General features: G+C 43.3%; 7 protein-coding genes. 4 read left to right on the top strand and 3 right to left on the bottom strand.

The features are described 5' to 3' along the window. Positions 1-196: 196 nt before the first annotated feature. Positions 197-1,747 (bottom strand): methyl-accepting chemotaxis protein, encoded by a 1,551-nt coding sequence (locus tag EX191_RS07655; RefSeq protein ID WP_193447481.1) that lies wholly within the window; start codon positions 1,745-1,747, stop codon positions 197-199. Between the two features lie 284 nt (positions 1,748-2,031). On the opposite strand from EX191_RS07655, the gene modF reads away from it, so the two are divergent. Continuing rightward, positions 2,032-3,486: a molybdate ABC transporter ATP-binding protein ModF gene (gene modF / locus EX191_RS07650; protein ID WP_193447480.1), complete on the top strand. Its 1,455-nt coding sequence runs from the start codon at positions 2,032-2,034 to the stop codon at positions 3,484-3,486. On the opposite strand, the gene EX191_RS07645 is transcribed toward modF, so the two are convergent. Further along, entirely contained in the window at positions 3,474-4,946 is a 1,473-nt protein-coding gene (locus EX191_RS07645; RefSeq protein WP_176319588.1) for an EAL domain-containing protein, read from the bottom strand. The genes modF and EX191_RS07645 overlap by 13 nt on opposite strands. A 348-nt stretch (positions 4,947-5,294) precedes the next feature. Between EX191_RS07645 and EX191_RS07640 the strand changes: the two genes are divergently transcribed. The 3 genes from EX191_RS07640 (at position 5,295) to EX191_RS07630 (ending at position 10,209) form a co-directional block, all read left to right on the top strand. Beyond that, complete coding sequence (locus EX191_RS07640) at positions 5,295-6,029, top strand: IclR family transcriptional regulator (protein WP_065646954.1); 735 nt, start codon at positions 5,295-5,297, stop codon at positions 6,027-6,029. 6 nt (positions 6,030-6,035) lie between these two features. Then, the gene (locus EX191_RS07635) at positions 6,036-6,875 is read left to right on the top strand and encodes an arginase family protein (RefSeq protein ID WP_005391051.1); all 840 of its coding nucleotides are present in this window, start codon (positions 6,036-6,038) and stop codon (positions 6,873-6,875) included. A 307-nt stretch (positions 6,876-7,182) separates the two neighbouring features. Next, positions 7,183-10,209, top strand: coding sequence for a DUF6701 domain-containing protein (locus tag EX191_RS07630; RefSeq protein WP_193447479.1), 3,027 nt, complete (start codon positions 7,183-7,185; stop codon positions 10,207-10,209). Positions 10,210-10,274: 65 nt separating this feature from the next. Here the strand turns inward: EX191_RS07630 and EX191_RS07625 are convergent, their stop codons facing one another. After that, on the bottom strand, positions 10,275-11,567 hold the full coding sequence (locus tag EX191_RS07625) for a DEAD/DEAH box helicase (RefSeq protein ID WP_005386186.1): 1,293 nt from the start codon (positions 11,565-11,567) through the stop codon (positions 10,275-10,277). Positions 11,568-11,644 lie beyond the last annotated feature (77 nt).

Raw genomic sequence — 11,644 nt, 5'->3', positions numbered from 1 at the left:
TGTAGATAGTTTTCAAATCCCTATCTCTCCGCCACTTATTTAGAACGCTCGCATTTATTGCGAGCTTTCGTCGTTTTAGTGTTTGTAAAATGACGGAGGTTCGAACCCCTAGTCGTATACGGCCCCAGAACTTCACCACATTCGAATAAAGAGCCCGCTAAAAATTAGCGGGCTCTTTATTTCTATTTTCTAGTGTTTAAGCAAACTTCTTAATCATTTCAGATAGGTCATTGGTACAACTTTGCACTTTAGAGTTCATCTGATTTGTTTCTGTCATCAGATCATACGATTCACTGTACTTTAAGTTAAGCGACTGGATGTTTTCGTTAATCTCATCCGTTACGTAAACCTGTTCTTCTATAGCTACCGCAATTTGTTGATTTCGCTCGACTACATCCTGAACGAGAGATTGCAGCTGTTGGATGCTCTCTAAAGCCGTGCCTAATAATGTTACCGTTCCGGTCGACATGTCATTGCCTTTCTCTAGCGCAGAAACCGCTGATTTACTGCCCTTTTGAATCCCCTCAATGGCCGCTTTAATTTCTGTTGTCGATTCCTGTGTTCTTTTAGCAAGGGTTCTCACTTCATCCGCAACGACTGCAAACCCTCTTCCTTGTTCGCCTGCCCTCGCCGCTTCAATTGCTGCATTCAACGCTAATAAGTTGGTTTGTTCAGCAATATCATTGATCACTTCAACAACAGTTCCTATTTGCTCGGTTTGTTGGTTCAAACGCATGACCACTTTAGAGATTTCGCCGAGCTCACCCACCAGCTCTAGCACCGAGTGGTTAACATTATCGATAACGCTACGGCTATCTGTCATCGTGTTCTGCGCTTCTAGCGTAGCATCAGCAGTCGCTTGAGCATTATTTGATATCTCAGATGATGAGGCTTGCATCTCATTGACCGCTGTAGCGACCGAGTCGATCTCTACTTTCTGTGCACTCAAGTTTTCCGTCACTTGCTGGCTATTAGTCGCAGCACTGTTGGCACTTGCACGCGTTTCTTCGCAAGAGTCTTTTACAGACACCCCGACTCGCCCTAATAGCGCATCTGCAAATTGCTTACGCATCTTCATACCCAGCTCAATTTCAGCCAGATCGTTAATTTTTCCGCAATAAATATACTCCATTAGTGGATTATTGAAGTCTTGCCTAGCCTGTCTAGCGAGCTTCTCAACTGGCCTTGTTAATACATAAATTGAGAAAACGGAAAGTAATGCAGCAATGCCAAAGGCCACCGCTGGTGATTGATTCATTTGTAGAGTTAGCAAGCCAAGAAGGTTTGAAATGAAAAGAAAGAAGGCTGCTCTCATCCACAAACGCGTACGGGGAAGATACATTTGCAATGGTTTACTGTTATTCCGAAGTTTTGAATACGCTTTTTCCGCTCGTTGAACGTGTATACGCTCAGGTTTAAATCGAACCGATTGGTACTCAACAACTTCACCATTGGATTTGATAGGAGAAGCAAACGCATCAACCCAATAATACCCTCCGTTTTTACGTCGGTTTTTCACCATTCCCATCCAGTGCTTTCCAGTTTTCAGGTGAGTCCATAAATCTTTAAAAGCCTGTTTCGGCATGTCGGGGTGGCGTACAACATTGTGAGGCTTACCGATAAGTTCACCATCATCAAACCCCGCGACTTCATTAAAGTTTTCACTGGCATATTTGATATAGCTGGACGTATCGGTGATAGAAACTAGGCTGTAACTCGAAGGGTAATCATATTCCGTTTCACTCATAAACATGTGTCCTTACATTGATTAATTAAATAAACGGCAAGTATGAGTGTAGCAGCATAACATTTATGCGCATAATGATAAGCGCATTGTAAAATTCAATGAAATTACTGATAGGTCAATTTATTACCTGCAAGCGTAGTGGCTGTTTCACTCTCAAATAGCACTACCCTTGAGTGCTCACAAGATGCTGCATTGATTAAAATTAATACACAAAAGCGCTTCCTTACTGAGTTCGTAAATTGTTATAAATAAACGATTACAACGAAAACAAGGAAGACAAACATATGACTATTCGTTTTAGTCAACTTGCTGCTCAAGGGAACACGGCTCACCTATTTATTGACGATTGGAAAATAGATACTCAGCAATCTTGGGGAATATTCAGCGCGGATGGGGATATTGGTTCTCTACTTGGAGACCTTATTTGTGGTGAACTTTCACCAATAAGCGGAAAACTTGAGCTTGATGGGCTGTCCGTTGCTCAAGTGTCGTTATCAGAGCAACAGCGATTACTGGAAAGAGAATTAGAAAAGGACGATACAGACTGCCTTGATCGTATCGATCAAGGCAGTACCGTTTACTCACTCATTCAGGAGCGCAGCCAAGACTCTAATTTAATAGATCAGCTGATTACCGACCTCGACCTAACTCACCTTAAACACAGTGGCTTTCGTGTTCTCTCTACAGGGGAAACAAGACGAGTGATGCTAGCTCGCGCTTTAGCAACACAGCCTGATTTGTTACTGCTAGATAACCCATTTACTGGTTTAGATATTGCCCATCGAGCAGCTCTCGCTCACTATTTACACTCGATTTCTCAAACCGTACAGCTGCTGGTCACGTTTTCTCGCGAGTCTGATATACCTGAGTGGATTGATCGAGTTGCGCTTTTCAGTGCGGGAAAGCTGGACAGTACGATGGATAAATCCAGTTGGGATAATCATCCAATCATTGAACAAATTAAATCTCAGTCCGAGCAACAGAGTGAAGAAATGATGAACTTGATACGTCAGCATCAGCACTCGACACACTTCGACAATCCAATATTTGAACTAACAAATGGGTCTGTTGAATACACTGATAAGAAGATCTTTACTGACTTAAACTGGCGAATAGACAAGGGTCAGCACTGGCAAGTCAAAGGTCCAAATGGCTGTGGGAAGAGCACCTTGCTTGGGTTAATCTTTGGTGATCATCCTCAGTGCTACAGCAATGACATTGATATCTTTGGTAAAAATCGAGGGTCTGGCGAGACAATCTGGGAAATTAAGCAGCACATAGGCATGGTATCTTCAGCGTTACACCTTCAATACCGCGTTAACTGCAGTGCGCTAGACGTGATTTTGTCCGGTTTTTACGACTCCATAGGGTTGTATAACCAACCCACTCGTAAAGAAGTGGACATCGCAGACGAATGGCTCGACATCCTACATATGAGCCAATACCGAGAAACCTCATTCAAGCAATTAGAGTACGGTCAGCAGCGCCTGTTGTTGATTGCAAGAGCCATCGTTAAACAACCAACATTACTGATTTTGGACGAGCCATATCAAGGGTTGGATTTTCTTGGCAGGCGTTTAGTTAAGAATACACTTGAGCTCATCGCCCGAGAGAATTTAAGCCAGCTATTGTATGTATCTCATTACCAAGAAGACCGCTTGGATAGCATCAAGAATGAGCTAGAGTTTGTTTTTGATGACAATGACCAATGTTACCGGGCTAACGTTTACCAATCATAATGACTTCGCTGAGCAAGTTGATCATAAGGTAAAGGCTTGGAGTAAAAATATCCTTGATGATATCGCACTCCCATCTTTTTCAAATGGTCGGCTTGCGCCGTTGTTTCTACACCTTCAGCGATGAGTTGTACTTTTAGCTCTTCCGCAAAGTGAACAATAGCTTTTAAAACGGAAGCACTAAGGCTAGGTATACCAATAGTTTCGACAAAACATTTATCGATTTTTAGGTAATCAATACGCATGTGCTGCAGAAACGCCAGCGAGGTTTGACCGGTACCAAAATCGTCGATCAACACATCAATTCCATGTACTCGCAGCGCTGCGATGCACTTTCTGGCTTCAGCATCAATGAGTTGACGTTCTGTTATCTCTATGCCTAATGAGACGTTATTTCGACTTAACTTCCTATCAATGAGTTGAATCTTTCTAATCGCGTTTGGCCCAACTAAGTAACCGGGCGGCACATTAATACCAAGGTGAACAGACTGATTAAAGTCTAATTTACTAAAGTCTTCTGCCGCTTTATCGAGAACGTAATCCGTGAGTAAAAAGACCAATCCACTTTGCTCCGCCGCTGGCACAAACTCATCAGGAGAAATGAACCCTTTATTCTGATGTTCCCATCGCACTAGGGCTTCAAAACCAAATAGTTGACCAGTATTGACGTTAACCTGGGGCTGGTAATACAGAGTCAACTCGCCTTTCTTTATGGCTTTCTTTAAATCCAGGACCAAGCTTCGATGAGGATCGATAAATTTATTTAACGCATATAAGCAAAGATAGATAACAAAAATGATTGGAATTGAATACAAAAAATAGGAAAGTGTTCTCTGTTTGACGAATAGATCGCTAGCTTCACTCAAAGCTTCATATTCAAACATTTGCGACGATTTGATGCCAATAGGGTTACTTCCCGTTCTCAACGCTTCTTCAGGTGCAACTTGGTCATGGATAAATAAGGCAGAGCGTTTTAAACGTAAATCGTTATTAAATCCTATCTTCGCATTAAAGTAGTCATGATCAATAATCGTCACCGCTTGATAACCTCGCTCTCCTTCGGTCACGACGAGCAAAAATTGGTCATATACGCTATCCACGTTTCCAAGTGCTAATGCTTGTCCCTCGGGAAATGTAATGTGCTCGGCTAACGGCTTAGAAATTACGCCCAGTTTAGAAGAGCACGTAATGATCCCATCTTTTACAATCAGCATTTCTTCGATATCTCGTTCAAACATCAAGTTTTGCTGAAGCTCTTCACATCGTCTAGGATGCAACAAAGCCGTGCGGTTTTCGGTCTCTATTTGGAATAAAATTTCGTCTGCGATTTGAACGTTTTTTTCTAATAGATGGTTGAGGTTGTTTTGCACGCTTTCACGAGCTAAATACAAGACTTCGCCAACAATCAAAGGAATGGGCAACAAAAAAATGATGGCTTTTTTAAAAAGCGCCTTATTCAGCATATAAAAGTAACCTTTTATAAAACCGATTTACTGAGATGGTATCTGGATTCTGATACCCACTAGCAACTCTCGTTTATAATATTATTTATTTAGATTAACTCAGTATGCGAAACACTTGGTAATACCGCAAACTAAACAATGCCTTAATCCCTCCTGTTCCAATTTAGCATCAAACGACTCAAACCTGAGACGTCAATACGACATCATTTTTGAGCCTATCGGTACCGAGGTAAGCCCTCAGTCGTCAAATTCTCACTCTACGAGAATTACCCATTAAAATTATTTTTCTTTTCTCAGTGATTAAGAATTATATTTGTCGTAATTCATATAACACGTTACAACACTCTCATGACGACAAACAAAGCTAATGCGAACCAGGTAAACGAAAAAGCACTGCAGTTGTTAATGCAAGTTGCAGTTAGTCCATTCCCAGTCTCTGCGAAAACGCTAAGCGAGCAATTGAACGTTCCTTTGAGCAGTCTCTACCGACACTTGAAGCTGCTCAAAGAGTGGAACTTGATTGAAGAAAGCGTACACGACAAGACATTTGTAGTTGGCCCGGCAGCATTGCTGCTCATGCATAGCTATGAGACCGCACAGCATGGTTTAGATATGGTCGAAACCATACTGGCTCGGTTGGTACAACAAACAGGGGAAATGGCCGCTTATATGGTACCTGCAGGGTATCGCGCGCTTTGTGTCAGACAAAAAGAAAGTATGCAGGCGCTGCGTTGCAGCTTCGTCCAGGGTCAAAGTCAACCTCTGCTACGTGGTGCCTCATCTAAAGTGATGCTCGCTTTTATGCCTCAAAGTCGATGCGAGAAAATCTTGAGATACTTTAATCAAGATCACCGACGAGACGAATGGGAAAAAGAGCTCACAACCATCCGTAAACACGGATATGCCGTCAGTACTTCTGAAATTGACCCGGGTGTTTCTGGCATCAGTGCACCAGTGATGAAAGGAAGCAAACTGATCGGCGCGGTCTCGGTGATGGCTCCGGCCCACCGAGTCGAAAAGGATAAGCAGCGCATTATTTTGCATGTGTTGCAAGCGGCAAGGGCACTACCACCAGAAAGGTAATTCATCATGTTAAGCTTTTTCAAACGCTATAAACTCCACCACACCGTGAAACAGCCGCAGCATTACCCTTTTTCTTTTATGACAGTGTGTGAGTATTTGCCACCCATGTCTAAGGGCGCGTTTGAATTAGCTGATCAAAGTTTAGAAAATGCTAGCGACTGGCTGTACCAACAGCATGATCATGAAACCGCTGAAAACTTTGGTCACTTCAACCACGACAAGCTGGAAAATGGCGAGTTTCAGGAAGCGTTAAGCCTTTCGCTTTCTCGTCATTCTATTCCCGTTTTAGTGACCAACTGTACCGAGGCAATCTTGTCCATGTTACCTGTGGTCGTGTCCTATCGAGACGAAGTGGGTGTGGTAAATATTGGACATGACATGAACTTGAAGCCGACACTTGAACCACGTTTAGGCTCGGCATTCCATTTTGCTCTTTCTCGCTATCAAAACGTGCGATTATTTTTTGCTGGTGTTAGCGAACAAGATACAAAGCAAGAAACGTGGGAATACGCGGAGGATCAAGGTTGTGACTGGGTAACCGATAAAGAGTTTTCTTTTCGTCATCGCAATAATGTAAAGCAGTTGATCGGCAATTACCTCGACCATTGCGACCAAATAATCCTCAGTATCGACCTTGGCTCCCTAAAAACCAAAAACAGCCTTGATGGTACCTCAGAAATTGATATCCAAATGGTTCTACGCACCATTAGGCAATGCCTGGTTGCAGGTAAAGTCAGAGCCATTCAACTCGTTGGCGATCGCGATCGTCTGGTCTATTCGAGACAAACGAAAGCCATACTAGAAGAGTTATATCAAATGGCCCCACTCATTGTTCACGCAGCCTAGGATTAAGTTCTGTTCAGAATCAGGACGCTCAAGCTACTGGTTCTGAATCAACATGGTTAATTATTATCTTTTACCAACAAATAGTTACATAAATAAAGCGACTCATGTCACACTTAGCTATTGAACTAATCTCATACTTAAGTTCTAATAACGCCAATAAGCTTTGGTATGACATACGAAATAAAAATAGCCAAAGTTCAATAAGTAAGCGGATTAAAAACCAAAAACACCGCCGACATTTCAACTTCTGTGAGCACTTGCTCACGCTCGCTTGATGCCATCTTGTTCCACTTTTTTAGGACATTTGATGATGCGTCTTTGCAGTATTTTCGCTGCGGTTCTTGTTTTACCGCTAGCCTCACACGCCACCACTTATGACGTCAAAGATCTATCTGAGCTAGGTCAACTTTGCTCACACAAGAGTTTTAATATCGGAAGCGATGGTACGACTTATCACTGTACAGGGAAACTAGTTCTACCCGCTGGTGACAAAATTATCTCCTCATTACCGGAAAAAGAGATAACGTTAAAAGCAGATTATGGCATTGTGTTAGAGGGGAACAATACGATTGGTGAACCCAATAAGCGTATCTCTCTCCACGCACTCGCTACCGGATTAACGGTTAACAATGAGAAAGCATCAAGCATTGACGATTACCAAAACAAGCACACGGTTATCTATGGTGATCTTCTATCGGCTTACCCAACAAAGCTGAATAACGTTCTCATCGATGGGGATATAGAGCTAACAGGTGAGGCCCTTCATATTGATGGTGAGTACAACACCATTATTGGTGACATTTTGACTCACAGTACGACCGATATATTCAACGCTAACGTTTGTGGCACCATTGAATCAAAAGGCCATCAATTGCATCTCAAGACGAAGAACCCTCTCCAACGACATTTCGTCGTCGGTGATATTGTGGCGCACAGTTCTCTGCTTATTGATGACATGGAGATCTACGGCACTACTGAGACTAAAGGAGCATCTGCCGCATTGAACGGTTCGTTCTATGGCTCTACTACAGCAATTAAATACTTCCAAACATTGAACTTCAACAACGCTCCAAATCAGCCAAGTCAAGTTTGTGGTGAAATCCAACAAACGCCAGGAAGTGCACAAACGAAAGCACAAGACAACAAATACACGCAATACTGTGGATTGGGCGACACTGATTGTCACTACTCTTCTCAGCTCTGTCCGATCATCCCTCAAGATGTTCCGAATTGTAGCATGCAACCTCCATCTGAGAACGACTTCGACCTAAACGTCACACCATCGGACGACATGGCACTGATGTGCGGCGACAATCTTCCGCAATTTACAGCAACAACAACCAATAATGGAGAAGTTGTAAGCGCAGAAGTCAGTGCAGCCCTATCACACCCTGACTTGTTCACTTTAGAGGTGGTCAAAGGTCAGCAGATATTAAAAGCAAACCAATTTATGTCTGACGACAATGGTGAGCTCGTTGTTCGAGTGGTCCCGAACGATATTGATACCATCGCGTTAGGTACTAACTACACGCTGACTTTCACTATGGCAGAAGACACCAGCAAGCATCAAACGGTTAGCTTTATGTTTACGCCATATATGTTTGAGGCCTATTCAAAGACGAAAAGCGCAACTTTAAATGAAATACGCGTTATTGCAGGTAAACCAGAAAACGTGCATGCGCGATTGCTTGCTTGTGCTTCCACCGGCGAACCTGTAGTCGCAAGCAACTACAATGGTACTCCTAAGATTTTTCATCCATTGGTTCAACCATTAGGAGGAAGTGAAGGAAACTTTAGCTATTCAGCGGAATTTAAAGACGGCTTGTCTGAACATGGTCTTGTCACGAACGAGTCCGGCATATTTGAAGTGACACTGTCCGATCATTTTGAATGTGAGGGATTTGAAGAGTGCCCTGAAGAAGGCAAAGTGGAAGTGAAAGGGACATTTAATGTGTACTCGCGACCATGGACACTCGCTATTTGTGACAACCAACGTGCTTTGCCTTCTGGCACCTCTGAACAAGGAGATGGGTTTATTGCCGCCGGAGAACTTTTCTCTCTAACAGTGAAGCCGATCATTTGGCAAACTGACGGCTCTGTAAGTGGTTCTGTTGAATCAGCACGTTATTGTGATGCCTCTATCACCCGTAATTTTATGCTTGATGACGCTCCAGCAGCATCCGTTGTCTTGTCGAGTGAGCAACATACGCCATCAGAGACAGCGAACCAAACCTCGAAATTGCTAAAAAGTAGTTACTCACTGGCTCAGGCGCATAATTCAGCTAAGAATGATCAATTCGTCTTTAATGGATTATATTGGGAAGAAGTCGGGAGCTTGAGAGTAAAAACAAACCTAGAAAGTAAATATCTAGGTATGACTGTTAACGAAGGCTATCGTTACATCGGTCGTTTTTACCCAAAATATTTTCAAGTGCAAGACCAAGAATGGCACTACCCACATGGCCAAACTTTTGCTTACATGAATCAACCTTTTGAAAAAGTCACTTACGATGTTGTCGCACTCAATGCGAATAAAGAAAACGTGAAGAACTACGTCCACTTTTCATCTAACCTTCAACAACATTTCGATTTAGGCGAGCTAAGCTCATACTCCGATCGGTTTTTGCCGCCTAAGCCTAAGAAGGTAGACTGGAAACTACTGGGTAACGCGAGTGTTGGAACGTTTGTTATCGAGAAGCCCTCGACCAATGCGACTTGTAACAATAGCCCATGTTGGAAAAAGAACACGACCGATAAACAATACCCTGATGGCCCATTTAATAAAGGGACTAACAGTGACAGCAGCAAAATAGGTATAGTCACGACTAAAGCCGTTGATGAGGTAAATTTCTTTGATAACAGCGAAATGCTCACTCAACAACCGGACATTCGATTCGGTCGTTTGAACTTTCAAGATGTAGGTGGCAACCAAGGCATGGTGATCAAAGTGCCACTTGATGTGGAAATTTGGCAAAACGGTCGATTTACGACTAACTTCGATGACAGCTCAACAACGGCGAATGGTGAATATTACTTCAGCACGCCAATTTGGTCGCATGCGCCAGCAAACAACGCCCTGCTTTCTGGCGTTGGAACGATGAGTATTGGCAGAATGACCGATATCGTTGCAAGCCAAATTGACTCAGCGCGCGAGCAAATACAATTCCACCTAGATTTAGACAGCTCAGGCAATCGCATCCCTTGGCTGAAATACGACTGGGATAGCTCTACAAGTGAAGAGGAAAACCCACCCGTCATTGTTACGTTTGGTATTCACCGAGGAAACGATCGCATTATTTATCGTGGTGAACCCAATATGCTTGGCCTAAATTAACGCGAAACGGCAAACAAAAAGAGCCCCTCAATTGAGGGGCTCTTTTCATCACAAACTGATGTAATTTACTTTGCGCCACGACGCGCTTTCAGGCGCTTCACCATAGCAAGACGACGCTCTGCCGACCCTTGGTCTGTTGCCGACTGGTTCGGATTATTACGACGACCTTGACGATTCTTGAATGCTGGTTTTGAGTGCAGCTTTTCAATGTAAGATTCACGCTGTTTTGGTTCATAGCCTGCAAGCTCAATACGGCGAATGCGTTGCTGGATTAGATTTTCAACCTGAACCACCGTGAGCTCTTCATCTCGGTTTACAAATGAAACAGCATGACCTTGTTTACCTGCACGACCCGTACGACCAATTCGGTGAACGTAATCTTCCGCTAGGAAAGGCATGTCATAGTTCACAACGTGAGGTAAGTCTTCAATATCTAGACCTCGAGCAGCGACATCGGTAGCCACCATGACACGTGCTTTGCCAGACTTGAACTCTTCTAGCGCACGACGACGAGCGCTTTGAGCACGGTCACCATGACAAACCACCGCTTTGATACCATCAAGTTTCAGCTCTTTTACCACTTCGTTTGCGGTCTCTTTGTAGTTCACAAATACCAACACTTGTTTCCAGTTCTTACGACCAATTAGCTCTGAAAGCAGTTCCGTTTTTCGCTCTTGATCAACTGGATATAGCACGTGAGCAACTGTTTGTGCCGTCGTATTTGCACGCTCTACTTCGATACGTTTTGGTTTACGCAGAATGTCTTTCGCTAACAGATTTAGCTGGCTTGAAGTCGTTGCCGAAAACATCATGATTTGTGGGTCTGTATCCACATCCAGCATGATCTTACGAACTGCATGAATAAAGCCCATATCCAAGATACGGTCTGCTTCATCAAACACCAAAAACTCTAAGTGTGCCACCGAGACATTACCTTGTTCGATGTGTTCTTCCAATCGACCAGGTGTAGCCACAAGGATATCAACACCATTTTCCAGTGCCGCAACCTGAGAAGACATTTTACGACCACCGAAAATCGCCGCCACCGACAGATTGGTGTACTTCGTGTAAGCTTTGATGTTGTCAGCAATTTGTTCAGCAAGCTCGCGAGTTGGAGCCAAGATAAGTGCACGAGCAGTCTTACGAGAAGCGCTACGGTTACTGTCTAACAACTGCTGAATCATAGGCAGAGAAAACGCAGCCGTTTTACCAGTACCTGTTTGTGCTGTAGCGAAAATATCATGGCCTTTGCGAGCCATTGGAATCGCCTTCTGTTGAATTGGCGTTAACTTTTCATAACCGCATTCTGCCAGTGCTTTAACCACTTCTGGCGCAAAACCTTGAGATGAAAATGACATTGAGCGTATTCCTTAAACAAACCACTAAAAATAGCTTTAAAAATTTAGCCGTGCACTATACCCGAATTTGAGTGATT

Source organism: Vibrio chemaguriensis (assembly GCF_012275705.1).
In the GTDB taxonomy this organism is placed as follows: Bacteria; Pseudomonadota; Gammaproteobacteria; order Enterobacterales; family Vibrionaceae; genus Vibrio; species Vibrio diabolicus.
Note: the sequence above shows the minus strand (reverse complement) of the source record. Positions and strands in the feature narration are given on the sequence as shown.

Excerpts from the sequence above, each read along its gene's own strand:
- modF (WP_193447480.1), top strand. The coding sequence starts at position 2,032 with ATGACTATTCGTTTTAGTCAACTTGCTGCTCAAGGGAACACGGCTCAC.
- EX191_RS07625 (WP_005386186.1), bottom strand. The coding sequence starts at position 11,567 with ATGTCATTTTCATCTCAAGGTTTTGCGCCAGAAGTGGTTAAAGCACTG.
- EX191_RS07635 (WP_005391051.1), top strand. The coding sequence starts at position 6,036 with ATGTTAAGCTTTTTCAAACGCTATAAACTCCACCACACCGTGAAACAG.
- EX191_RS07640 (WP_065646954.1), top strand. The coding sequence starts at position 5,295 with ATGACGACAAACAAAGCTAATGCGAACCAGGTAAACGAAAAAGCACTG.
- EX191_RS07645 (WP_176319588.1), bottom strand. The coding sequence starts at position 4,946 with ATGCTGAATAAGGCGCTTTTTAAAAAAGCCATCATTTTTTTGTTGCCC.
- EX191_RS07655 (WP_193447481.1), bottom strand. The coding sequence starts at position 1,747 with ATGAGTGAAACGGAATATGATTACCCTTCGAGTTACAGCCTAGTTTCT.
- EX191_RS07630 (WP_193447479.1), top strand. The coding sequence starts at position 7,183 with ATGATGCGTCTTTGCAGTATTTTCGCTGCGGTTCTTGTTTTACCGCTA.